Annotated in this window: 19 protein-coding genes; 11 read left to right on the forward strand and 8 right to left on the reverse strand. The window is 52.4% G+C overall.

The window, feature by feature from the left end:
- The first annotated feature begins 138 nt into the window (after window positions 1-138).
- The 5 genes from ACO08I_RS07280 (at window position 139) to ACO08I_RS07300 (ending at window position 7,791) form a co-directional block, all read left to right on the forward strand.
- A complete protein-coding gene (locus tag ACO08I_RS07280; RefSeq protein WP_044229448.1) occupies window positions 139-900 on the forward strand; it encodes a hypothetical protein in 762 nt (253 codons plus the stop codon).
- Window positions 900-2,150, forward strand: a complete 1,251-nt coding sequence (locus tag ACO08I_RS07285; RefSeq protein WP_421948928.1) for a 3-deoxy-D-manno-octulosonic acid transferase — start codon at window positions 900-902, stop codon at window positions 2,148-2,150. Before ACO08I_RS07280 ends, ACO08I_RS07285 begins: the two co-directional genes overlap by 1 nt.
- A 99-nt stretch (window positions 2,151-2,249) precedes the next feature.
- The gene (locus ACO08I_RS07290) at window positions 2,250-3,251 is read left to right on the forward strand and encodes a bifunctional heptose 7-phosphate kinase/heptose 1-phosphate adenyltransferase (protein WP_282782305.1); all 1,002 of its coding nucleotides are present in this window, start codon (window positions 2,250-2,252) and stop codon (window positions 3,249-3,251) included.
- Window positions 3,252-3,384: 133 nt separating this feature from the next.
- On the forward strand, window positions 3,385-5,871 hold the full coding sequence (locus ACO08I_RS07295; protein WP_421948929.1) for a T9SS type A sorting domain-containing protein: 2,487 nt from the start codon (window positions 3,385-3,387) through the stop codon (window positions 5,869-5,871).
- Window positions 5,872-5,937: 66 nt separating this feature from the next.
- Entirely contained in the window at window positions 5,938-7,791 is a 1,854-nt protein-coding gene (locus tag ACO08I_RS07300) for a T9SS type A sorting domain-containing protein (RefSeq protein WP_282779782.1), read from the forward strand.
- An 87-nt stretch (window positions 7,792-7,878) separates the two neighbouring features.
- Here ACO08I_RS07300 and ACO08I_RS07305 read toward each other — a convergent pair whose 3' ends face one another.
- Both ACO08I_RS07305 and ACO08I_RS07310 read right to left on the reverse strand, forming a co-directional pair.
- Entirely contained in the window at window positions 7,879-9,051 is a 1,173-nt protein-coding gene (locus ACO08I_RS07305; RefSeq protein ID WP_421948930.1) for a cysteine desulfurase family protein, read from the reverse strand.
- Between the two features lie 49 nt (window positions 9,052-9,100).
- Window positions 9,101-9,343: a hypothetical protein gene (locus tag ACO08I_RS07310; protein ID WP_421948931.1), complete on the reverse strand. Its 243-nt coding sequence runs from the start codon at window positions 9,341-9,343 to the stop codon at window positions 9,101-9,103.
- 108 nt (window positions 9,344-9,451) lie between these two features.
- Between ACO08I_RS07310 and ACO08I_RS07315 the strand changes: the two genes are divergently transcribed.
- From ACO08I_RS07315 to ACO08I_RS07325, 3 genes are read left to right on the forward strand one after another with little or no spacing between them, the layout of a single operon-like run.
- A complete protein-coding gene (locus ACO08I_RS07315; protein ID WP_044149718.1) occupies window positions 9,452-9,793 on the forward strand; it encodes a carboxymuconolactone decarboxylase family protein in 342 nt (113 codons plus the stop codon).
- 39 nt (window positions 9,794-9,832) lie between these two features.
- Window positions 9,833-12,145 (forward strand): ATP-dependent helicase, encoded by a 2,313-nt coding sequence (locus ACO08I_RS07320; protein ID WP_282779773.1) that lies wholly within the window; start codon window positions 9,833-9,835, stop codon window positions 12,143-12,145.
- A gap of 5 nt (window positions 12,146-12,150) precedes the next feature.
- Window positions 12,151-12,375, forward strand: coding sequence for a hypothetical protein (locus ACO08I_RS07325; protein ID WP_421948932.1), 225 nt, complete (start codon window positions 12,151-12,153; stop codon window positions 12,373-12,375).
- Window positions 12,376-12,395: 20 nt separating this feature from the next.
- On the opposite strand, the gene ACO08I_RS07330 is transcribed toward ACO08I_RS07325, so the two are convergent.
- The 6 genes from ACO08I_RS07330 to ACO08I_RS07355 form a co-directional block, all read right to left on the reverse strand.
- Window positions 12,396-13,031, reverse strand: a complete 636-nt coding sequence (locus ACO08I_RS07330) for a TrmH family RNA methyltransferase (RefSeq protein WP_282779770.1) — start codon at window positions 13,029-13,031, stop codon at window positions 12,396-12,398.
- Window position 13,032: 1 nt separating this feature from the next.
- The gene (locus tag ACO08I_RS07335; protein WP_282779768.1) at window positions 13,033-14,571 is read right to left on the reverse strand and encodes an ABC transporter substrate-binding protein; all 1,539 of its coding nucleotides are present in this window, start codon (window positions 14,569-14,571) and stop codon (window positions 13,033-13,035) included.
- Window positions 14,528-16,081, reverse strand: coding sequence for a glutamine-hydrolyzing GMP synthase (guaA, locus tag ACO08I_RS07340; protein WP_282779767.1), 1,554 nt, complete (start codon window positions 16,079-16,081; stop codon window positions 14,528-14,530). Before guaA ends, ACO08I_RS07335 begins: the two co-directional genes overlap by 44 nt.
- Before the next feature lie 80 nt (window positions 16,082-16,161).
- Entirely contained in the window at window positions 16,162-17,097 is a 936-nt protein-coding gene (gene nusB, locus ACO08I_RS07345) for a transcription antitermination factor NusB (RefSeq protein ID WP_044229480.1), read from the reverse strand.
- Window positions 17,098-17,260: 163 nt separating this feature from the next.
- The gene (locus ACO08I_RS07350; protein WP_282779765.1) at window positions 17,261-18,871 is read right to left on the reverse strand and encodes a DoxX family protein; all 1,611 of its coding nucleotides are present in this window, start codon (window positions 18,869-18,871) and stop codon (window positions 17,261-17,263) included.
- The gene (locus ACO08I_RS07355) at window positions 18,868-19,419 is read right to left on the reverse strand and encodes a DUF1599 domain-containing protein (RefSeq protein ID WP_421948933.1); all 552 of its coding nucleotides are present in this window, start codon (window positions 19,417-19,419) and stop codon (window positions 18,868-18,870) included. Before ACO08I_RS07355 ends, ACO08I_RS07350 begins: the two co-directional genes overlap by 4 nt.
- 274 nt (window positions 19,420-19,693) lie before the next feature.
- Here ACO08I_RS07355 and ACO08I_RS07360 point away from each other — a divergent pair, with 274 nt between their 5' ends.
- The 3 genes from ACO08I_RS07360 (at window position 19,694) to ACO08I_RS07370 (ending at window position 24,010) form a co-directional block, all read left to right on the forward strand.
- Window positions 19,694-20,356: an IMPACT family protein gene (locus tag ACO08I_RS07360; protein ID WP_282779762.1), complete on the forward strand. Its 663-nt coding sequence runs from the start codon at window positions 19,694-19,696 to the stop codon at window positions 20,354-20,356.
- Between the two features lie 106 nt (window positions 20,357-20,462).
- Complete coding sequence (locus ACO08I_RS07365) at window positions 20,463-20,921, forward strand: very short patch repair endonuclease (RefSeq protein WP_282779760.1); 459 nt, start codon at window positions 20,463-20,465, stop codon at window positions 20,919-20,921.
- A 119-nt stretch (window positions 20,922-21,040) separates the two neighbouring features.
- Window positions 21,041-24,010, forward strand: a complete 2,970-nt coding sequence (locus ACO08I_RS07370) for a S8 family serine peptidase (protein ID WP_421948934.1) — start codon at window positions 21,041-21,043, stop codon at window positions 24,008-24,010.
- Window positions 24,011-24,015 lie beyond the last annotated feature (5 nt).

The raw sequence follows: 24,015 nt of genomic DNA on the forward strand, positions 1-24,015 counted from the left end.
TTGGTTTTGATTTGCGGTACAGTGGTTCGGTGTGTTTGTGGACGTTGGACGACAAAGCTAACGAATTCCTGTGGCTGTTGCCAGTCCTGATGCGAGTGATTTTCCTACCTTTGCAGGAAACCAGAATCACTCTACCTTATGCGTACGTACTTTTGGCTCTTTTTGTTGCTGCCCCTGTTGTCTTCCGCTCAGGAATACGGGGAGTTTGACCTCAACCGGGGCAATGGTATCCTCGTTGACTTCACTTACGGCTACCATACGCCTGGCGGCGACTTTGGCAAACGCTTCGGCAACCACTTCAGCGTAGGCACCGGGGCAGAATTCATTACAGATAAAGGCAACTGGCTTTTCGGGCTGGGCATGAGTTACTATTTTGGCAATGAGGTGGCAGAAAATCCACTCACCGGCCTGCTCAATGATCAGGGCCGCATTATTGGCAACAACCGTGGCTATGCCGATATACAACTTAGAATGCGCGGTTACTACGTAGGCGGGCATGTAGGGAAGCTCATCCCGCTGGGCTTTTCCAAAAATCCACGCTCCGGGCTGAGAGCGACAGTCAGTATGGGCCTGCTGCAGCATAAAATCCGAATTCAGGAAGATCCTTTGAGTTTCGTCCCCCACCTGGATGATGAATACAAGAAAGGCTATGACCGCCTCAGCAACGGGCTGGCCTTCACAGAGTTTATCGGCTATCAGGTACTGAGTACGAACAAGCTGATCAACTTTTTTGCCGGGGTGGAATTCACCCAGGGCTTCACAATGAGCCGCAGGAGCTTCGATTTTGCCACCCGGCAGCAGGACACGGCCGAACGGCTGGACCTGAATGTCGGCTTCAGGGTAGGCTGGATTTTACCCTTCTATGTTGGGCAGCGGGCCTCTGAGGAAATTTATTACTGATGGCTTTTTACACCCTGGGCATTCATCTTTACGGCCTGGCATTACGAGTTGCCGCCTGGTTCCACCCCAAAGCCCGAAAATGGGTGAAGGGGCGGCAAAACTGGGTGGAGCAGCATAGGGAGCTGAGCGCTGCACTCCCGGAGAACCGCCCTCTTTTTTGGTTTCATTGTGCCTCTCTGGGCGAATTCGAGCAGGGGCGCCCGCTCATCGAAAAGCTCAAAGCACGCAATCGCCCCCCACTTATATTGCTTACCTTTTACTCTCCTTCCGGTTATGAAATCCGCCAAAAATACCCACAGGCGGACGTGGTGGCCTACCTCCCGCTCGATACGCCTGCTCAGGCGAGGGCTTTTGTCGCGATCTGGCAGCCACAGCTTGCCATTTTCGTTAAGTATGAATTTTGGTTCAATGTTTTGCGGCAGCTCCAAAAGCAGCATGTCCCAACCCTCCTGATTTCAGGCCTGTTTCGTCCGGGACAGCTCTTTTTTAAGCCTTACGGCAAACCCTTCCGCCGGGCTCTTGAGGGGTTTAGCCATCTCTTTGTTCAGAATGAAGCTTCCGGGCAGGTGCTGTCGGGTGCGGGGATTCATCAGTACACGGTAGCCGGAGACACCCGCATCGACCGGGTGCAGTCTATAGCACAGCAGGCTCCGGAAATCCCTGCAGCTGCCACGTTTTGCCAGTCCGCTCCGGTTTTGATTGCGGGGAGCTCCTGGCCCGAAGACGAAGCCTGCCTCCTGCCTTTCCTTAATACAGAGTTCCCTACTGACTGGAAGGCCATCATTGCGCCCCACGAAATTTCAGAAAGTAACCTGCGAAATATTGAGCAGCAGCTTTCCCTGCCCTGTATTCGCTACAGCAAAGCCGAAAACAACCCGGAACAGCTTGCAGCGGCACGGGTTTTGCTCATAGATAATATTGGTATGCTATCTGCACTTTATCAGTATGGGCGGATTGCCTACATCGGGGGAGGGTTTAAGACCGGGCTGCACAACACCCTTGAGCCTATCGCCTTTGGCCTGCCGGTGCTTTTTGGCCCTTACTACCATAAGTTTGAGGAGGCCCGCTACCTGGTCAGGGAAGGCGGAGGATTTGTCATAACCCAAAAAGACGACCTCTTCCGGACCTTTCAGCAACTGCAACACCCGGAAGCCTATACAGCCGCAGCAGCTAAGGCATTAAGTTACATCAAACAAAATCAGGGCGCTACTCAAAAAGTCCTGAACTGGATAGAAAGTGCAAGCTTGTAAGTCGTTTGGCTTTAGCATAATTGCGGCATATTCCTATCTTTGCTATTCGGTTGAACGGCACTGTCAGTGACTCAAAACTCTATTGACCTACTATAGATTATGATCTCTAACCTGAAGGCTTTCACGGCATTTGAACAGCAAAACATTCTAATCATTGGCGATGTGATGATCGACCGCTACCTGAATGGCAGTGTGGACCGTATTTCGCCAGAAGCGCCGGTCCCCGTAGTCCGGCTCACCGGGCAGGAAGACCGCCTGGGCGGTGCCGCTAATGTAGCCCTCAACCTCAAAGCGCTAGGAGCAACGCCCTACCTGTGCTCTGTTATCGGCGCAGATGAAAACGGAGCACAGCTACAACGCCTGCTTACAACCCTGCAATTCTCTGACCGCGGGCTCCTGCAATCAGAAGAGCGCCGCACCACCGTCAAATCAAGGGTCATTGCAGGCAATCAGCACCTGCTTCGGGTCGACGCAGAGGACACTCATCCTCTCTCAGCTCTGGAACAGGAAAATCTCCTGCATCTAGTCGTAGATCTGTTGGAGCAAAAAGATATTCACGCTATTCTTTTTCAGGACTACAACAAGGGAGTCCTGTCTCATCCAGTCATCCGTGCCGTCATTCTGGAAGCTATCAAACGGGATATCCCAACGGCTGTAGACCCAAAGTTTGATAATTTCTGGTCTTACCGGCATGTGACACTCTTCAAACCCAATCTGAAGGAAATACGGGCACAAATGCCCTTTGAAGTGCAGCCCACTCTGGAAGACCTGAATAAGGCAGCTGACCACTTGCGCAACAAACTGGGCAATCCCTACAGTCTGGTTACCCTTTCCGAACGGGGCATTTACCTCAACAACCGGGGCGAAGGGCAGACTATTCCCACCCACCCCAGGTCGATCACCGATGTATGTGGTGCCGGTGATACGGTTTTTGCAGTTGCCGGGCTTGGCCTTTCCCTGGGCATGCCGCTGGAGGAAATTGCGCGTTTGTCCAATCTGGCAGGTGGCCAGGTATGCGAACGGGTAGGCGTGGTCCCTGTAAACCGGGAACAACTGGAACAAGAATATCAGCAGCTCCTTAGCGAAGGAGAGATTTCGTAACCTGGATTGCTAAAGGCTTTCTTTCGCTGGACCAGAGACCGGATTTTCGCTAAATTAATGTATTCGTTTTAGTGCAATTTGCGCCCGGGAGCCACCTCCCACTCTATTCAAAATCAAAACCCTGGATTAAGCTATGAAAAAATCGTTTACCCTATTCCTGTTTTTGGTATCGTATTTGTCCTCCGCTACTGCAACGGTCCCCTTTTGGGAAGTGCACTTTGAGGCCGGCCTGCCTAACGGGTGGTCCTCAACCGATGCTTCCGGTCAGAATGTATTATGGACCTACTGCAATGACTTTGGGGAGTGCCTGTCTGATCAGAGCCCAATTGAAGGCTTTTATTCTGAATCGGCTGACAATGGTTTTATGCTGCTCAATTCCGGTGCGGCCGGCCCTTTGCCTGGCAATGGCCACATCAGCCGGTTGCGCAGCAACAACATTGACTGCTCCGGGCACGAACGGGTCTTTGTGCAATTCCAAACCAGCATCGCCACCGATAATGAAGCTGCATTTCAGAAAGCCGTGCTACGGGTCATCACCCCGCTTGGCGAATCCACCTTCCGCCCCTTCCCCACCCTAAGACGCAACGCTCAGCAACTGGCACCTAACCCTGATATTGCCCCGGGCCGCCCCTACGTGGTGACTTTCGACATTACTAACCTCGCTGCCGGTCAAAGCTCGGTCGAACTGGAATGGGAATGGGCTGCCAATTATGAATTCGCCTGGATGATTGACGATGTCATCCTTACCGAAAAACACCCTGCAGCACCCGAAAATGCCATTTTTTTCGAGCCTTTTGAGTTTGGAGACAATGGATGGACCTCCAATGTCTTATTTTTTAGTGAGAGTGACTCCACCTGGCAATGGCGGTACGGCGGTGATGCCAGCCGCGGGCTGGGCGCCGATCAAAGCGCATTAGGGCCAGATTTCTTCATTCATTCCGAAACAGCGGTGGATGGCGCAATGCTCTTCGATGGGGACTACTACACCACACTAGGGGACGAGCCCGGGCAGCAGTTCCACATTTGCGAACTGATTTCGCCGGTCATTGACCTCACACAAAGCAGCAAACCTCTGGCCTTATCGTTTCACCAATTAGCCTGGCTGGGCAATACCGCCTTCAACGCCCCCTCTTCCGATGGCACCCGGTTTATCACTTCCTTTTCGTACAGTACCAACGGAGGCGCTACCTGGAGCGCACCGCAAGGCGTCAATCCCTACCTCACCCCGGTAACAAGTGCTAATGGCAATCACCTTCCGCCCTACGACAGCAGAGAGTATTTCCCGTTACCCGATCTGGATGGCGTAGGAGCCTTTCGCCTCAAGTTCACCTGGGCGGGCGACTTTTACTTTTGGGCACTCGATGATATTGCGCTGGAGGAACGCCCCGACAGCGACCTAAGGACGAACCCCAACTTCTTTACCCGCTTTCCAAATATGCAAACCCCGGTGGGGCAACTTACGGATATCCCTCTTCAATCTGATTTGCAAAATATTGGAAGTGAAAATGCCACTATTGTCACCCGTAGTTTCCAGTTAGCAAATACTGAAAATGAAGAGGTCCTGTTCTCAACAGAGGAAGCAGTGGCAGAGGTACTTGCCGTGAACGAGCTTTATGAAAATCAGCCTTTTGAAGACCTGATGCCCTCTTCAGTTATTACCAATACCGGCACTTACCAGGGTACATACGGCAGCAGTCATATAGAGCCGGACCAACGACCTGAAAACGACAATATCAGCTGGAGTTTTCAAGTTACTGATTCCACTTTCGCTAAAGAGTTGGGGTTTACCCGGGATATCGCCCCGGTGGAACAGGTAGACTACAGCTATGGCAACTGCTTCTTCATACCTAATGGCGATGGCCTGTACGCCCGTTATGTTTCATTTGCCGTAAGTAACCCGGTGCCGCTCGCCAATTTCAGCCGGGCGGTCAATGTAGTCCTGCACGAGTGGGCAGGTGACCTGAACAACAATAATGAGGCAGACGCTGAAGAACTGCAGGAAATAGCCATCAACCTCTACCCCTTCAACGGGACAGAAGGGCTGGGTATGATCACGCTCCCGGTCTCCTTCGAAGGCGAAGGCATACCCTTGAAAGACAGCACCTACTACATCATCAGTGTACGATACAATGACCCTACGCCCCCTCTGCTTTTTATGCTGGCCAGTGACACAATTGATTATACGGCAACGGTTGCTGCGCACAATTCCACGCCCGGGCTTGTTCCACAGTACGCAAGTGCACTAGACGTTGGTAATGAAGGGGCATTCAGCATGTTGGGTTTTGGATACAATATCGTGCCGGTAGTAAGGCTGCACATTGGTGAATCGCCCATTTTGACCCAAACTGCGGAAACGGAACCCTCGGCAGTAGCGGTCAGCATAAGCCCAAATCCTGCTAATGAGGCTTTCGAGGTCCATTTGAAGGGGGATTTTGTTGCGAAAGAAGCCAGATTAAGGGTTACAGATGCCTCGGGCAAGACAGTTCTTGACCGGGAAATTAAGGATTCTCTTAATAAAAGCTTTACATTTGCCGCTCGTCAGTTGCCTTCCGGTTGGTATACCGTCCGGCTTGAAACCGCAGAAGGCGTTCTCACTAAACCCTTGGTTATACAGCATTAACCCCAGCGTTTTCTTTTGCTTAAAGAAGGAAAAACATTGAGAAAAACATCAAATCATCTTATATATATGAATTCACGTAGACTAATTACAATCACCTTGTTTATGCTGGGCATGGGCGTTTTCACAACCCTGTCTGCCCAGAACGTATTGCTGTCCGAAGACTTTGCCAATGGCATTCCTGCCGACTGGACCAACGAAGATGCGTCCGGTAACGGTGCAATCTGGACCTGGTGTAATGATCCGGCAGCCGGACAGGGCGATGGCTGCCCTGCCGTCTGGAATGATCAGATCAACCAGCAGATGCCATTTGCTGCGGAGACCGCCACGAATGGCTTTGTAACGGTTGACTCTGATGCTGCGGGTGGTGCAGTTACACACACTAGTGAGCTGACCATTGCCCCTCAGGACTTCTCAGCCCAGGATGCCGTTTGGATTGCCTTCCAGGCACACATTGGCGTTTTTGCTTTCTCTGCAGAAGACAATGCCATTCTTCGCGTCAGCAATGACGGAGGTACTAACTGGGATACCTACACGGTCTTTCCTGGCCTGACTACTGGTGAGCGCTGGTCAGAAAACCCGGAACAGATACAGCTTGACATCTCAGCAACTGCTGCCGGTGAGTCCAACGTACTCATTCAGTGGCAGTGGACTGGTAACTGGGAGTACAACTGGAATCTCGACGACGTATTCATTTACGACGCCGACCCACGCCCGGCCAACGACATGCGTGTGAATAACTTCCACGCCGTAGCGCCTAACTTTGCAACGCCTGCTTCTCAGGTGACACCATTCGGGTTCATTGCTGACATTCAGAACCTGGGTGCGCAACCACAGCAAGATGCGACACTTTCCGTTTCCATCAGCGATGCGGGTGGCGAAGTATTCTCTGACGAACTGGTGTACACTCTGGTCGGCACTGACTCTACTGCTGAAAATGTTTTCTTTGAGAACGAGTTTACGCCAGCTATGATGCCAGGTGCCTATACCGGTCAGTACGAGCTGACGCTGGGTGAAGCTGATGCTAATCCTGAGGATAATGTTCGTCCATTTTCCTTTATCGTTACAGATACGCTTTTCCAGCGTGATAGCGGAGAAGGACTGGGTGGCACCCGCCCGGCTGACGACAACGACTTCAGCTACGGTAATGTCTATTATGTTACCAACGGTGAGAACCTCTTCGCCCGTTACGTAACCTTCGGTGTAAGCAACTTCGACGAAGTGGCTGGTTTTGCTGTTTCCACACTACTTTACGAGTGGACAGGCGACCTTAATGGTGATGGACAGGCTGCCGGTGATGAGCTCGATGGGCCTATCGCATTCAACAGCTACGCTTTCACGGGTGAAGAGACAGGTCCTCTGGTAACTATCCCGGTTGATATTGACGAGAACTTCCCTGCACTGAAGGACGACACCTACTACATCATTGTAGTTCAGTTTGCTCCGGATGATGACGATTCTGACCTGTTCCTGAGCACGACTTCTGACATTGACTATTCTGCTTCCAATTTTTACCAGGACTCCGTAGGTAACAAAGCCATTCCTTACGTAGCCCTTGACGTAAGCAACGTAAATGAATTCTCACTGGTCGGCTTCGGTCTGGACAATATTCCGGTTGTTCGCCTTTCAGTCGGTTCTGCAACAAACAGCACCGTTGCTCAACTGCCAGAAAACAGCCTTGAAATCATGCCTTCTCCTGCCAATACTCAGTTCCAGGCAATTGTAAACCTGGAAACACCTGCACAGGAGGTAACGGCTACACTGTTCAGCGCGAACGGCCAAGTGATGGAAACCCGTAACCTGAGCAATATTCAGCAGACGACGCTGGACTACAACGTCAGCAACCTGCCCGCCGGTAACTACTACCTGCGCCTGCAGACCGAGCAAGGTATCCGTACCCTGCCCGTTGCTGTACAGCACTAATTGAGATTATCATAACTCAATAAAGAATGCCCCGGTGGACACTTGTTCCGCCGGGGCATTTTGTTTTGTTGCGAATGGCTGAACCGGTTACGGCTGTTGCGCTGCCCAGACCGGGCTGCCTGCCCGTACTGCCGCAACGGCATTCCTAACCAAATCCACCGCCCGCTCAATATCTTCTGCACGGGTAAAGCGCCCCAGACTAAACCGCAGGGAGCTGTGCGCCTCTTCTGCCGTCAGTCCCATCGCCCGTAACACATGGGAAGGCTCTACTGATGCCGAGGTGCAGGCAGAGCCGGAAGACAGCGCCAGTTCCTGCGCAAAACGCATCATAACGGTATCAGATTCGGTGAAGGGGAAAGCGATATTTGAGACATGCGGCAAACGATGCTCCGGATGCCCATTGAGAAAAGCCCGGGGCACTTCCCTGAGCAATTGTTGTTCCAGTTGGTCGCGCAGAGGTCGCAGGCGCTGAGCGTCAGCTTCCATTTGCGCTTTTGCCAGAGCAGCTGCCTTTCCAAACCCGACGATGCCCGGCACATTCAGCGTACCCGACCGCAGGCCCTGCTCATGCCCGCCACCGTGCACCTGAGCAGCAACACTCACCTTAGGCTGCCGGCGGCTCACATAGAGCCCTCCCACACCTTTCGGGCCATACATCTTGTGGGCAGAAAAAGCCATCAGGTGCACGCCGGCTTCCCTCGGATGACAGGGTAGCTTCCCCACCACCTGAGTGGCATCGCTCATCAGCAGAGTGCCGTGTTTATCGCACAAGGCTCCAATCTGCTCCATTGGCTGCAGCACTCCGGTTTCGTTATTGCCCCACATAATGGACACCAGCACGGTATCCGGTCGAATGGCAGCTTCCAGCTCCGATAAATCAACGAGCCCATCAGGTTGCACATCCAGGTAAGTGACCTCAGCCCCCAGCTGCTCGGCCCGGGCGCAGGCATCAAGCACGGCTTTGTGCTCCGTTTTCAGGGTAATGATGTGGCTGCCTTTACGGCGGTATTGCTCCAGTGTGCCCAGGATAGCCAGATTGTCAGACTCGGTAGCGCCGGAAGTAAAGATGACCTCTTTAGCTTCCGCGCTGATCAGGTTGGCGACCTGCTTGCGTGCCGACTTAACGGCATCTTCCGCCAGCCAGCCCAGAGCATGATTCCGGCTGGCTGCATTGCCCGGCTGTTCGTAAAAGTAGGGCAGCATGGCTTCCACGACCTTAGGGTCGCAGGGGGTGGTGGCGTTATTATCCAAATATATCATTCTTCTCCCTTTTCTTCAGTGGGATATTTGACACTAACGATTTATCAAATCAACACTCATTAAGGAAAGTTTTCAAGCTCTTTTTTTCCTTCTTTCCATCTACCATGAGCTTAACTTCCTCGTAAGCAGAGGATAAACCCTGATAAAACTCCATTTCTTCTTCGTTCAAACTCAAGAGCACGCCCGGCGAAAGGAGTGCGCCGGGCGAGACTGGCACACCTAGTCTTTTTGCTAAAGCAAGAATAAGTTTTAAGTCATCTTCTTTCTCAATATTCAATAGTACGCGAGTCATACCTTTTCTTTTTCTGCTTAACGAAAGATAAGAAATTTTAGTTGCGCCTCCAATTCGCTCCCCGGGGCAGAATCCCTACTTTTGCCTTTCGGCAAAATACCATCCAATATGTCACAAGTACAAGAATTCAACGACTACCGGGCCAAGATGAATGAGAAAATTTTGGCGGAGGACAATAAAGTTTTGAAGCGCTTTTTCAATCTCGATACAAATGCGTATCAAGAGGGTGCACTTTCTTCCAAAACTAAAGAATTGCTGGGCCTGGTGGCCTCTATGGTACTGCGGTGCGACGACTGCATCCGCTATCATCTGGGCAAATGCCACGAGCAGGGTGTGACCAAAGCGGAGGTCTTTGAGGTCTTCGCCATCGCCAATCTCGTTGGAGGCTCTATCTGCATCCCGCATACGCGCCGGGCGGTGGAGTACTGGGAAGCTTTGGAGGAAGCATAGGAATTTTTGGAATACGGTCTTAAGAAACGGAAGACAAACATGAGCTATTTAGACGAATTGAACGACGTACAGCGGCAGGCGGTGACGAATACAGATGGCCCTGTGCTGGTAGTCGCCGGGCCGGGCTCCGGTAAGACCCGGGTACTGACTTACCGCATCGCTCACCTGATTGAGAAAGGGACAGCGCCCTGGGAAATCCTCGCCCTGACCTTTACCAACAAAGCGGCACGCGAAATGAAGGAACGGATCGGAAAGGTGGTCGGCCCGAGAGCCAACCGCGTGTGGGCAGGCACCTTCCACTCTATTTTCGCGCGCATCCTCCGGGTGGAAGCCGAAAAGATTGGCTATCCGTCCAACTTCACCATTTATGATTCGGACGACTCCAAGAGCGTGATCCGGTCAATCATTCAGGAAATGAACCTGAATAAAGACCATTACAACCCCAACGCCATCCTATCGCGCATTTCCTCCGCCAAGAGTAGCCTCATCACCCCAAAACTCTACGAAAAGGATGAGGAGCTACGGGAGCAGGACCGTATGGCCAAGCGCCCGCACCTCCATGCCATTTACAAAAAATACACGGCTCGCTGCAAACGCTCCGGAGCGATGGACTTTGACGACCTGCTGTACCGCCTGTACGAGCTCTTCCAGAAAAACCCGGACAATGTGCTCGACAAGTACCGGGAGAAATTTAAATACGTGCTGGTGGATGAGTTTCAGGATACCAACCACCTGCAGTACTCCATCATCCGGAAGTTTATACAGTACGATAAAAGCGACCGCAACATCTGTGTGGTGGGCGACGATGCTCAGAGTATTTATGCCTTTCGGGGGGCGACCATTCAGAACATCCTGGACTTTGAGAAGGACTTCGAAAAGCACGGTATCAAAGTCTTCAAGCTGGAGCAAAACTACCGGTCTACCGAGCACATCGTACAAACCGCCAACGAGGTAATCGGCTACAACCGCCGGCAAATCAAAAAGACCATTTGGTCCGACAAAGGCGACGGGCACAAGATCAAGCTCATCAAAGCCATGACCGATGGAGAAGAGGGACAGCGCATTGCGGATAACATCCTGGAGCAGAAGAACCGCCACCATTTGCGTAACAGCGAGATTGCTATTTTGTACCGGACCAATGCGCAATCCCGCGTTTTTGAAGAATACCTGCGCCGGTACAACATCGCCTACAAAATCTTCGGCGGGCTGTCATTCTACCAGCGTAAGGAAGTAAAGGATATGGTCGCCTACCTCCGCCTGGCTGTCAATACTATGGACGAGGAAGCCCTGCGCCGGGTCATCAACTACCCCAAACGCGGCATTGGCAAAACCACCCTCGATAAAATCAGCACGGTGGCTGCTCAGCTCGACAAACCCCTCTGGGAGTGCCTGGGCCGGGTACAACTGAGCAAGCGCGCTTTAGGGGCTATCGCCGACTTTGTGGCCATGATCAAATCCTTCCAAAAGAAGGCAGAGGGAGAAAACGCCTACGAGGCTGCCAGCTACATCGCCAAGCGCTCAGGCATAATGGATGAGCTCAAAGCAGATAATTCCGTGGAGGGTATCAACCGCATGGAAAACGTAAACGCACTCCTCGATGGCGTCAAAGCTTTTGTGGAAGACGACACCGTTATTGATACGGAGACGATTGCCGATAAATCACTGGCCAGCTATCTGCAGAATATCGCTTTACTTACAGACTTGGACACCAAAGAAGACGAGAACACCGAGTACGTCACTCTGATGTCGGTACACGCCGCGAAGGGATTGGAGTTTAAATCCGTCTTTGTGGTGGGTATGGAAGAGAAACTGTTCCCTTCCTTCATGTCGCTGGAATCACAGGATGGCATTGACGAAGAACGCCGCCTGTTTTACGTGGCCATCACCCGGGCGGAGCAGTTCCTTACGCTTTCTTACGCCAACAGCCGCTACCGGTTCGGACAGATGCGGTACAACGAGCCCAGCCGCTTCCTGCAGGAAGTACCTCTGGAGCGCCTGGAGGAAATCAGCGGTGCGCGTTCGTCCTTTGGCAGCAACCGGCCTGGCTTTATGGACCGCAGTACCGATAACGGCAATAGCAACGGCAGCAGTGGTGCCAGGGTATCCGGTAATTTCAAAAAGCCTGACCGGGCGGTTAGCCTTGGCATTGACCCCAAAGACTTCAAACCCAATGCCCCTACCGAAATACAGGCCGGCATGAAAGTACTCCACCTCAAGTTTGGAGAGGGCAAAGTCCTGAGCATCGATGGCGGCAGTGCCAACCGCATCGCCACCATATTCTTCAAAAACGCCAGCGACCCTCAGCAGCGCAAGATCATGCTGAAGTTTGCCAAGCTGCAAATCATTGGCTAATGACAATGGACCGAACAACGCTACTACAGCAAGCCGAACAGCTCCGGCGCCGCTGGTTTCGGCAACTGCAGGCCATTGAGGGAGCCCCCAACTGGCCTAAAGGATGGGAACGGCTGGAATACCTCCGGAGCCTGATCAAACAGGTGGAGCAGCTTGGGGAAGAGGACTGGGCCGAGCAGGAGGAGGCGCAGCAGCTGAGCCTGATCGTACAAGAGGCCAGGGATTTATAACCCTTTGAAAAAGGCTGCCGTTACCCCTTTTTGTGGACGAACTTATTGTAGTTCTTCCGGTCGTGCCGGTCGAGGTAAGCCTCAATGAGAGCCTCCCGTTCAGCGGGTGGCATGGGGTTATTGGTTTGGTACATATCGGCTGCCCGGCGTTGGCGGAGGGCTTCGTAAAGCGTGACCGCGCAGGCCACGGAGATGTTCAGGCTTTGGACCATGCCCATTTGGGGGATCAGGAAATTGCCGGTAGCAAATTGAAGGGAAGCTTCGGAGACTCCATCGTGCTCGTTCCCAAACAACAGGGCTACCGATTGGGTAAAATCAATCTCATACAGGTCTACGGCCTGTTCTCCCAAATGCGTCGCCCAGATATGGTCATACTGTTGCTGCACGTGCGCAAAACAGGCAGCTACATCATGGTAAAGGTGAATATCAATCCATTTCCGTGCACCGGAGCTGGCGTTTTTTCCAATTTCAATGCGTTCTTTATCGAGGCTGGGCTCAGTGTACAGCACGAATATTTCCCGGATGCCCACCGAATCGCAGGAACGCAGGACAGCACCGATGTTATGCGGATCATGCACATTCTCCAGCACCACAGTGAGGTTGGGCTGCCGGCGGGCGGCAACCGAAGCTAACCTTTCCTTTCTTTCTGCTCTCAATTTATCTCAAATTCGCTGACTGAAACTGGTAGTCCTGAAACTTCAGGATATTGACATGCTTGTTCTCGAACTTCTGAATTGGCGGGTTCTCCATACCGGTAGTGGTAGGCCGGACCACCCGCTCAAAGTCGAACCGGGTATGCAGCATCTGCTCCGGCTCCTGCTCCAGCTGATACTGAAACTTGGTGCCATAATCATTAAGCATACGGCCAAAGTAGCGGGTCACGTCATAGGCGAGGAAGGCCTCCTCTCCGGGCGTTATGCCAAACCGGTTGTAAAACTTACGTTTAAAGAACCGGATATCATCCGAGTAATTGTCCAGGTAGGCATCGCTGCTAATGTGTACATTCAGGCTTTCGTACAGGTCAAAATCGATACGCTCGTATTCCTGCCACTGCGGCATGCCATAGACCACCACATGCATGGGCGCTGCCTGAGCCTGACCAGGCCCTCGTTCCTGATTCATGGGGTTCTTGGCGAGCTTTGCCTGACTGAGGAAAGAATACACAAAAGTTTCATTGGACCATGAAGGCACGATAAAAACGGTGGTATCGCCGGGTGTCATGAAGGACGACAAATCAATATTCCCAAACCGCTCTTCATCATTATTGTCTACCTCTACCACGTACTCCCGCAGCCGAAGGGAATCCTCAATACGCCCCTCAAGGCGGAAAATCTCTTCCTGAAAATAGTTAAACCGGGCCCGCTCTACTTCTTTGTCCCTTGATACCAGTACAATTTTCTTACGCCCATAGTTCTCGTAGGCATGCTTCGTAATGGCCTGGCAGTGCGACTGCAAGGTAGGGCTCACCTGTATGTAATTCGGATTAGCCGTGGCAATATTTGCAGAAGCGCTATGCGGTGAAACGTAGGTTTTGTTGTTACGGCGGGCAAATTCGGCCACCATCTCCACATTATCACTCCGGTACGGGCCAATAATCAGGTGAGAATTGTACAGCTCGGACCGCGTGTTGAGCAACCGCCCCACTACTGCTTCCTGAGCTTTGCTGTCCATGACGCGGACGTTCAGCTTCACGCCCTGCTCATCGAGCTCATCCAAAGCCATCTGCATACCCCCGTAGTAATTGAGGGCCCAGGTGGAGTTGCGGAAAATCTCGTTGCTTTCCGGATTGAAGCGGTCCGAAAGGAAAGGCAACAGCACCGTTACGTTATAAGAGGTATAAAATTCTGTGCCGAAGTCTCCCCGCTCAATAAGCTTGGAAGGATTGCCCATGACCTCCTCCTGGGCGATGCCCTCTCCGGACTGAATCGGCGGGATACTATCCGCAGAAACCACTTTCCACTTGATCGTGTCCATGGTTTCGACCGGCGTTTCATCCACGATAACCAGCTGACCGGTTTCAGGATCGTAGATTTTTTTGCCCGGCAGGGGGTCAAGCTCCTCACCAATTTCTTTGGGCTCCTCTTCTGTTTCGGCTTTCCGGAATAAAGCACAGGAAGAGACAGTAAGCCCCAGAAAAAGGGCAATCAACAGTCTATTCCCATTCAATTGTGGAAGGCGGCTTAGTGCTGATATCATAAACGACACGGTTTATTCCTTTTACATTATTGATGATCTCACTTGACACCGTGGCCAGGAAATCGTGTGGAAGGCGGCTCCATTCCGCAGTCATCCCGTCACGGGAGTTCACTGCCCGCAGGGCAACGGTTTTTTCATAGGTCCGTTCATCGCCCATTACACCTACCGATTGCACCGGAAGGAGGATGGTACCCGCTTGCCAAACTTCATCGTACAAGCCGAATTTACGAAGATTGTTGATATAAATCGCATCTGCCTCCTGCAGCATGCGCACCTTTTCCGGTGTAATATCCCCTAAAATCCGGATCCCCAGGCCCGGACCGGGGAATGGATGCCGGCTTACAATCGCCTGTGGCACCTCTAATTCTGTACCTACAAGCCGCACCTCGTCCTTGAACAACATACGCAGCGGCTCCACAATTTTGAGGTTGAGCATTTCGGGCAAACCGCCTACATTATGGTGCGACTTGATAGTCACCGAAGGGCCATGTACCGAGACTGACTCAATGACATCCGGGTAGATAGTGCCCTGCCCCAGCCATTTAATCGCCCGGTCTTCTTCTTCCAGCTTCAGTGCCTCTCTTTCAAAGACCTCAATGAAAACGCGGCCGATCACTTTACGTTTCTGCTCCGGATCAGAGACCCCTTTCAATTCCTCATAAAACGCCTCTTTGGCATCCACACCAACCACACGCAGCCCCATATCCTTGTAAGAATGGAGCACTTCCTCGAACTCATCCTTACGCAGCAACCCATTATCCACAAAAATACAGACCAGGTTATCGCCTATTGCTTCGTGCAGCAGGGAGGCCGCAACGGTGGAATCCACACCACCGGACAGCCCCATTAAGACGTGGTCGTCCCCGAGTTGGTCACGCAGAGACTGCACTGTTTCTTCTACGAAGGCGGCCGGGGTCCATTCGGCATGACAGCCAGCGATGTCTTTTACAAAGTTCTTAAGGACGGTCATGCCATCCAGGCTATGCGAAACCTCCGGGTGGAACTGTATACAATAAACGGGTTGTGCGAAAGCGCCTGCTTTCGACTTATACGCTGCAACATCCACATGCGCTGTACCCGCCAGCAGTTCGAACTGTTCGGGAATTTCCATGATCGTATCCCCGTGCGACATCCACACCTGAGAGCCCTCAGGCACATCAGCCAGAAAGGGGTCCGCCTGAAACATACGGCTCAGTTCGGCTTTGCCATACTCTCTTTTCAGAGAACGCTCCACCTTACCGCCCATCTGTTTGGCGATGTACTGCGCACCATAGCAGATACCCAGCACCGGGCGCTGCCCAATGAGTTGGTCCAGGTCAGTATGTAGTGCGTTTTCGTCGGCAACGGAAAAAGGGCTTCCCGATAAAATAATGCCTTTGATGGTGTCGTCCAGCTCCGGCACCTTATTGAAAGGCACAATCTCGCTGTAGACGTTGAGCTCCCGGATACGCCGCGCAATGAGCTGCGTATACTGCGAGCCGAAGTCGAGGATGAGGATTTTTTCTGTCATGGCGCGAAGATAGGATTTTCTCCCATCATTACTGCCCTTTGCCGGTATTGGAATGACAGTGGGCTTGGGTACATTAAAGGTTACTCCTGCAAGCCACGCCCCTGTTTACGGATTTTACCCTCCTTATTGAGCTGCTTCATCAGGCGGTCCAGGATACCATTGATGAAATCCTTGCTTTTGTCAGTGCTGTATTGCTTGGAAATCTCCACGAACTCATTGAGCGTGACCTTAGTAGGGATAGACGGGAAAGAGGTCAGCTCGCTCAGGGCCATCTTCAGCAGGATCATATCGATTACGGCAACCCGGTCGGCATCCCAGTTTCGGAGCGTAGGCTCAATTACGGACAGCAAATCGTCCCCTTCCTCAATGACCTGCCGCAGCAAACGCTCGCCGAAGTCATCCACGGCTTCATCCTGTGGGCGGTGCTCCTCAAAGAAGTCGCCCTCCGCCGGCAGTGACTTGATCGTTTTCTTCACAGCTCCCACCACGAGAGACTCATCATCGACCCAGTTGGAAAAATGGTCTTCCAGGAAATCGTTGAAGGGTTCGTTGTTGACCAGGTGCTTGAATAGGGAAAGCAGCATTTCGGTATGCTCCTCATTGGTGTGAGAAGCCTGCCGGCTGTAAGTGAGGTACTCTTCCGTCTTGGCAAAGTCCTGATAGAAAGTCCGGATATTATCCAGGTCTATGCGGTTTTTAAGCTTGCGGCGGCGCAGCAATTCCTGAAACCCATCATTGCGCACCAACGACTGAAGGAGTTCGTTTTCAGCCAGTACGGCCGTGAACTGCTTATCCGAATCAGAGGGCAGGAGTTTTTCCAATTTCTTGGCTTTATCCTGAATGGCATACTCTGATGTACGCACCAGCGCCCAAAGCGTGAAGAGGTACAAATCAAAAGAGCGCTGTACATTCGCCTTGTATCGTTTGACGGTGTCGTCAAGCCCAAGCGAATGATCCTGGCTCATGGAATAAAGCATCTGCATTACTTTAATGCGGATATTCCTTCTACTCAGCATATTTCAATATTCCCGGTTAAAGTCCTCGCAAATATACACTCTGATTGCTGGTTTGCGACATTGAGACGTATCAATTTGCCTTTTAAACAAAAAAAGCCCGGGCCGACCAGCCAAATTCCTGACTCCAGCCCAGGCTTTTTGTGCCTTTCAGCAATTATTAAGATTATTGCATGTAGCTGGCTTTCAGCTCGTCATACGTAGGCAGTTTCTTGTAGTGCCATTTACCGATGACCTTGCCATTTTTCAACAATACCACGCCTGGGTTAGACCGGACAATGGTTTTCAGCAGGATATCATCGCCCGTATAGAATGGATAGCTGCTGTTGGAAGCCGCCTGGAACTGCTCCAGCTTTTCCGGTGAGGCAAAGCTGGTTGCCCCAAACACCTTAAAGCCTTCCTGCTGCGCCTCTGCCAGTACCGGATTGACAATATCCATCCAGGGGTCGAGATAGTCCTTGCCAAAGTGGTAAGTGGTTTGCTCGATCTGCCGCTTGTCCACCCGGTCAATACTGCGCACCAGCTTGATGGTGTCTTCCACGGCCACGGTGTCTACTTTGTAAATGGTGTCACGGAGCATCTGTGTGGTGACTTCTTCCTTCTCAGTGTACAACTTATAGGCAACCACCATAAAGCTGTAGTCTGGATTATTAAGGATATCATAGGTCACATCGCCGCCTTCCGGCCCGCCCGATAGTTCGAAATCACTGATTTTGCTGCGCTCCACCACCTTGGCAGTGGTATCGCCTTCCAGTTCCCACTGCTGTGCCAGGTAACTCGCCAGCTCCGCTTCATAGGGTTCGCCTTCTGCGCTTGGGATGCCGTAGCCGTCAGCGGTTTTCACAACTTTGACCACGGGTTTAGCCTTGATCTGTTCGAGGTCCCATTCTTCCTTTGGGTAGTCCTTGTATTTTTTCAGGTATTCATCGATAGGGAACTGCGCAGTTTCTCCTGTTTCCTTGTTGGTGACCTTGTAGGCGATGACTTCAGCATTATTTTCGGCAAGGTCTTCCAGTTCCTTCTCCAGGCGAATGTTGGCTTCGTTATGGAAGGGGCGGAAATCGGTGTGCGGGATGTCCCACATGTAGTTGCTGAAGCAGTAAAGCGTCAGTGCAGCGGTGCCCAAAATCACCGTTGCGGTACGCCCCCCTGCGCCCATGAGCTGATGCATTTTCCCATGGAAAACCAGGAACAGAACGGAAGGCACGAGCAGGAATACATCCTTCATAAAGGAAGTGAAAGGTGCCAGTTTGATGAAATCTCCAAAGCAGCCACAATCGGTCACTTTCATATTGGTTTCCACATAGGGCCCCCACTGTCCAAACTGGAAGAAATTGACGCCCGCAGGCACATAGCCGGTCAGGAAGGTAAAGCCCGTCAGCACGGTAAAGAAAGCCACGAGCAGGAAGAAAGCCCATGCTGTCAGCTTCCGGGAAGAACCAATGAGCAGCATGATGCCGAGCACGATCTCAAAGACGATCATGAACACAGAAAAGCCGATCGCCCATTCCGCCAGCTGCGGAAACATCGGCGCCAGGAAGGAAAACCAGGTGCCGGAAAAAGTGGACTCAAACTCCGCGAAGTACTGCTCCATTTTGTAAGCCGTACCCAGGGGATCCACCGCTTTTACCCAGCCCGAAAAAATAAACAGCGCCCCGCAGAAGTTTTGCAGGAAGCTGATGATCCAGTTTTCAATGCGCTTGGTCGTCAACCCGATAATCAGGGTCAGCAGCAGCGCCACGGCTGCAACAGAAAGTACCAGAGTGCCTATAGTCATGATGAAGCGTTTTGTTCGTTCAGTTTGATGAGTGCAAAAATAGCATAATTGATGATGTCCAGATAATTGGCATCCAGCCCTTCTGAAACCAGCGTCTGACCAGCATTATCTTCAATCTGCCGGACCCGAAGGAGCTTTTGCAAAATCATATCCGTCATGGAAGCGATGCGCATATCCCGCCAGGCTTCCCCGTAGTCGTGGTTTTTGGCTTCGAGCAGTTCCCGCGTCAGTGCCACCTTGGCATCGTAACGGGCAACCGCATCTTCGAAAGGCAGCTCTATCGGGGCATCCTCCGGCAGCTCCAGCTGAATCAGCGCCATAATGCTGTAGTTGATCAGGCCGAAGTAGTCGTCTTCCACCCGGTCTTCTACTTTTTGCTGCTGTTTTTCCTCGATACTCCGGATACGCTTGGCCTTGATGTACAGCTGATCGGTCATAGATGCCGGCCGCAGGATACGCCAGGACGTCCCATAGTCCATGGTTTTCTTTCGGAATAGCTCCCGGCATGCTGCCATAATCTCGTCGAAGGATTCCAGTGTGGTTTTCAAGGTGCGTGGTTTTGCGCAAATATACTCACTCCCGTGCCTAATAGGGAATTCCATGCGGTAAAGATGGCAATAATACCGCTACGCCCTGTTAAGTGACGGAGAAATAATAAATGATACAATTTTGATTCGCTAAAATTTTCTAAACAACTGACCAGAGGGAGGTTGTGTGAAAATATTAGCGAATCCTAAAGAAAATTGTATCATTTATTTCCGTCAAACTACTAATATCTTCGCAAGGTTTGTTAACAGTGTGTAAAAGATTAATTTCACGCCGATGCCGAACCTAAAAGATACGTACCAGACGATTAGCGGGATGGCTTCGGGCGAATTCCGCGACCGGGGCAGTAAGTTCATTGCCTACGCCTACCCGGCTTACAACGAAGAGGAGTGGAAAGCTGCCCTGGAGGAAGTCCGCAAGCTCCACCCCAAGGCCCGCCACCACTGCTACGCTTACCGGCTTGGGCTGGACCAGAACAACTTCCGCGCCAATGATGACGGTGAGCCCAGCGGCACTGCCGGCCGGCCTATCTTGGGTCAGATTGACAGTTTTGGGCTGACTTATGTGATTGTAATCGTGATCCGATACTTTGGGGGCACGCTCCTGGGCACCTCTGGCCTGATTAATGCCTACCGCGAAAGCACAGCAGCAGCCCTGCAGGAAGCCAACATCATAGAATGCACCGTTGAGGAAATTTACCGCCTCTCCTTCGACTATAGCCTGATGGGCAACGTGATGAGCAGTATCGAACACTTGCAGCTCAACATGATCGGCCAAAACTTTGATACTTCCGCTACCGTCGACCTGGCGATCCGCCGCAGTGAAGTCGCCCCTACCCTGCTCCGCCTTAAAGCCGCCATCGGTAATCTGTACCTGGAGGAGGTCAACGAGGAAACCGAAGTGGAGGGCCTGGGCATCGAGTGGGTGGAGACGAGGTAAACGGCTTGGACAAGGCTGGCACCTACCAGGTGGGAGCGGACATTGGAGCAGAAGCAAATGAACCATTGGGTATCCACGGCGCTTTTACTTTAAACAACAGTACGCCTTGAGCCACAAGAAAGTACCCCGATTTGAGGAAGCGCAGACTCACTATATCTCCGAGCAACGGTCCCGGACGATGAGCCGCATCCGGTCGAAGGACACCAAAGCGGAGGTCCGGTTGCGAAAAGCACTCTGGTCCAGAGGGTACCGCTACCGCAAAAATGTCAAAAGCCTGCCCGGCAGCCCGGATATCGCCATCAAAAAGTACAAAGTAGCAGTGTTCATTGACGGCGAGTTCTGGCACGGCTACAACTGGGAAGAAAAACAGCTCACCATCAAGCGCAACCGCGCCTACTGGATCCCTAAAATAGAGCGGAATATGGAGCGCGACCGGGAAAACACCCGAAAACTACAGGAAAAAGGCTGGCTGGTCCTTCGTTTTTGGGAACAGCGCCTGAAAAAGGAATTCAATGTTTGTCTGGCCCTGATCACGGAAGCCATTGACGACCGCCGCATACCATAATGTATAGTGGCTTGCAGTTTACCTGACATTCTTATTACCTTCAAGTTCCCATCATTCCTTAGTTTTGGCAGTCTTCTGTCACCCTCAAGTTGTTTCGTACACAAGTAAACTATCTTACAATGGATTTAGTATGGAAAATCCGTGCCTGTATCGTGGCACTCCTTTGCCTGGCCACTTTGCTCCCGGCACAACAATGGAATAAAATCACCATCGACTTCCAGGAGGTGCTCCTGAAGCAGGATAAACCGTCCTACAAAGCCTATGCGCTGCTAAAAGACCGGGTAGACATCCGGGCGCTGGAAGCCGACTTTCGGGCCCGTCAGCTGCCGGTTGACGAGCGTGCCCGAATCGTGGTCCAAACCCTTATGGACAAAGCAGCCTCCACTCAGCCCGGTGTTCTGGAGCAACTGCGCAGCATCAAAGGAATATCGGCTGGCAGTTTACAGCCTTACTGGATTACCAATATGGTCTTCTTTGAAGGCTCCCGTACAGCAATATATGAGGTAAGTGAACTGCCAGAGGTAGCATCCGTGGGATATGACGCACCAGTGGAATGGATTGAAACCGAAAGCGCCCCGATGCCCGCACCACCAGCTCCCAATGGCACAGAACCAGGCCTGGAAGCCATCGGAGCTCCGGCGCTTTGGGCGATGGGCTATACCGGCTATGGCACCCGGGCGCTCATCGTAGACACCGGTACAGAGCCCGACCACCCTGCGCTAACCAATCAGTTCCTCTACCACCTGCAGAGCCAAAGCTCCAGTTTTGTAGGCGAAGATGTGATAGATTGCAATGGGCACGGCACCCATGTGGCCGGCACAATCCTGGGGCTCGACCGCCTTACCAACGACACCATAGGGGTAGCCTACGAAGCCAAGTGGATGAGCGGTATCGCTCTGAGTGGCAGCTGTGATAACAATACGAGCACCGCAGGTATTACCGGTATGTTTCAATGGGCTCTGAACCCAGATGGCAACCCGGCTACCACCGATGATATCCCGGATGTCATCAACAACTCCTGGCGCAGCGGCTCCACCTTTTGTGATGCTGATGGCGTATTCGAAACCTATGATGCCCTCTATGCAGCCGGCATTGCGGTCGTCTTCTCTGCCGGCAATGATGGGCCCAGCCCGGAAACCATCACCCCGCCGAAATTCAATAACTGGGACCTGGTACGGCTGTTCTCGGTGGGCAATCTCAATGCCAACAACCCGAGCCTGACCATTTCCAGCGGCTCCAGCCGTGGCCCATCCATCTGTGGCGGCACTGGCTCTCTGCTCATCAAGCCGGAGGTATCTGCTCCGGGTTCCACAGTACGGTCAGCTTATGTAGGGGGTGAGTACTCCTTTCTGTCAGGGACTTCCATGGCCGCACCACACGTTTCAGGAGCCATTTTGCTGCTCAAAGAGGCTTTTCCCTACCTCACCGGCGAGGATCTGATGCTGGCGCTTTATTTCTCCGCAACAGACCTTGGCCCGGAAGGCGAAGACAACGATTACGGCATGGGCATTATCAATTTGCCTGCCGCTTATCAATACCTCATCGATGAAGGGCATATCCCGGAGCTCCCACGCTCCTTTGATCATAATGCACGGATACTACGGATCAACACCCCGGAGTACAATTGCGGAAATACCATCAGCCTGGAAGCAGTTATTTCCTATGCTGGCCCTGACACCCTTCAGGAGCTGGTTTTGGAATATCAGGTGGGGAATGGCCCGGTACAAACGTACGAATGGGGCGGCCTGCTGCCTCCCGGCGAAATCCAGACGCTGGAACTTCCCGCTATAAATATGCCGGAAGGCACTTACGAGACGGTCATGGGTATTGTCTCTGCTAACGGACAGGTGGACGAGCGGCCCGAAGACAACTTCATGAAAACCACAGTGACCGTTCTCGAAGAAGATGTATCTCCGGCCACGCTAATCGGCGACTCCGTATGCACAGGTGGCCATGCCTTGCTTCAGGTCCTGACCGATGGCAACGCCGATATCACCTGGCATTCTTCCCCAACTAGTAATGCTACCTTGGGCAGCGGATCGCCTTTCCTGCTTGAAGACCTCACTGCATCGGGCACGATTTATGCGGAGACCTCTCCTATCCGAAAAGTAGGCCGGCCGGATAACTCCGGAACGAATACTCAGTTTTCTAATCAGTCCCGGGGACTCCGGTTCAACGCTTTTTACCCCTTTACCCTACGGTCGGTGAAAGTCTATGCGGAGGAAACCGGAGGCCGCTTGTTGCAGCTGGTCAAACCGGATGGCTCTGTCACTACCAGGATTGTCAACGTGACGGAAGCCGGGGAACAACGGATTGACCTTAATCTCAGCGTTACACCGGGAGAAGGGTACATTCTGCGTCTGAATGCGGGTAAACCCCTGATGCTCAACAGTGGTGGTTTCCAGGGTTACCCGATGACCTTGCCAGGCGTAGTCTCCATTACTTCCTCCACTATGGGCGGCTCCGCCTACTTCTACTTCTATGATTGGGAAATCAGCTACCAAGAGCGCTGTGGCCGCAGTGCATTGGAGATTCCGGTGAGTGCTGACAGTACAGGCAGTGCACCGGCGATTAGCAACAGCCTGGATACCGTGGACCTTGCGGTTTCCGGAGCAGTAAACTTCTCAGTATTGACGGACGGGTACACCAACTGGAACTGGTACTTTGGGGATGGAGCAGAGGCCAACGGTGCATCTGTTACCCATACTTACGATGCAACGGGCATCTACACCGTGGGGCTAACAGCCACAACCACCGAAGGATGTACCAATGCAGCTACCCGTAGAATTGTCGTTATTGACAGTACGCCTCCCGTATCTACTTCAGTCCTGGATGAAGCCCCCGAGCTACTCCTGTTTCCTAACCCGGCGAAGGAGCAGATTAACCTGCAACTCCAGGGAGGCGCATTCCGGAACGTGCAGATCACCCTTACTGATGTACTGGGGCGGCCCTTGCAGCAAATCACGCAGGATATCGCCCCATCCGAAACCGTCACCCTGCCGCTGAGCCCCTATCCGGCCGGGACGTACCTGATTATTGTGGAAATGGCCGGCAAACGGTCTGTGCACCGGATTGTCAAAGCCAAATGATTTTA

It is taken from the genome of Phaeodactylibacter xiamenensis, assembly GCF_965229835.1.
Classification (GTDB): domain Bacteria; phylum Bacteroidota; class Bacteroidia; order Chitinophagales; family Saprospiraceae; genus Phaeodactylibacter; species Phaeodactylibacter xiamenensis.

Excerpts from the sequence above, each read along its gene's own strand:
- ACO08I_RS07335 (WP_282779768.1), bottom strand. The coding sequence starts at position 14,571 with ATGATATCAGCACTAAGCCGCCTTCCACAATTGAATGGGAATAGACTG.
- ACO08I_RS07310 (WP_421948931.1), bottom strand. The coding sequence starts at position 9,343 with ATGACTCGCGTACTATTGAATATTGAGAAAGAAGATGACTTAAAACTT.
- ACO08I_RS07295 (WP_421948929.1), top strand. The coding sequence starts at position 3,385 with ATGAAAAAATCGTTTACCCTATTCCTGTTTTTGGTATCGTATTTGTCC.
- ACO08I_RS07315 (WP_044149718.1), top strand. The coding sequence starts at position 9,452 with ATGTCACAAGTACAAGAATTCAACGACTACCGGGCCAAGATGAATGAG.
- ACO08I_RS07285 (WP_421948928.1), top strand. The coding sequence starts at position 900 with ATGGCTTTTTACACCCTGGGCATTCATCTTTACGGCCTGGCATTACGA.
- ACO08I_RS07360 (WP_282779762.1), top strand. The coding sequence starts at position 19,694 with ATGCCGAACCTAAAAGATACGTACCAGACGATTAGCGGGATGGCTTCG.
- ACO08I_RS07350 (WP_282779765.1), bottom strand. The coding sequence starts at position 18,871 with ATGACTATAGGCACTCTGGTACTTTCTGTTGCAGCCGTGGCGCTGCTG.
- ACO08I_RS07320 (WP_282779773.1), top strand. The coding sequence starts at position 9,833 with ATGAGCTATTTAGACGAATTGAACGACGTACAGCGGCAGGCGGTGACG.
- guaA (WP_282779767.1), bottom strand. The coding sequence starts at position 16,081 with ATGACAGAAAAAATCCTCATCCTCGACTTCGGCTCGCAGTATACGCAG.
- nusB (WP_044229480.1), bottom strand. The coding sequence starts at position 17,097 with ATGCTGAGTAGAAGGAATATCCGCATTAAAGTAATGCAGATGCTTTAT.
- ACO08I_RS07290 (WP_282782305.1), top strand. The coding sequence starts at position 2,250 with ATGATCTCTAACCTGAAGGCTTTCACGGCATTTGAACAGCAAAACATT.
- ACO08I_RS07305 (WP_421948930.1), bottom strand. The coding sequence starts at position 9,051 with ATGATATATTTGGATAATAACGCCACCACCCCCTGCGACCCTAAGGTC.
- ACO08I_RS07325 (WP_421948932.1), top strand. The coding sequence starts at position 12,151 with ATGGACCGAACAACGCTACTACAGCAAGCCGAACAGCTCCGGCGCCGC.
- ACO08I_RS07370 (WP_421948934.1), top strand. The coding sequence starts at position 21,041 with ATGGATTTAGTATGGAAAATCCGTGCCTGTATCGTGGCACTCCTTTGC.
- ACO08I_RS07280 (WP_044229448.1), top strand. The coding sequence starts at position 139 with ATGCGTACGTACTTTTGGCTCTTTTTGTTGCTGCCCCTGTTGTCTTCC.
- ACO08I_RS07300 (WP_282779782.1), top strand. The coding sequence starts at position 5,938 with ATGAATTCACGTAGACTAATTACAATCACCTTGTTTATGCTGGGCATG.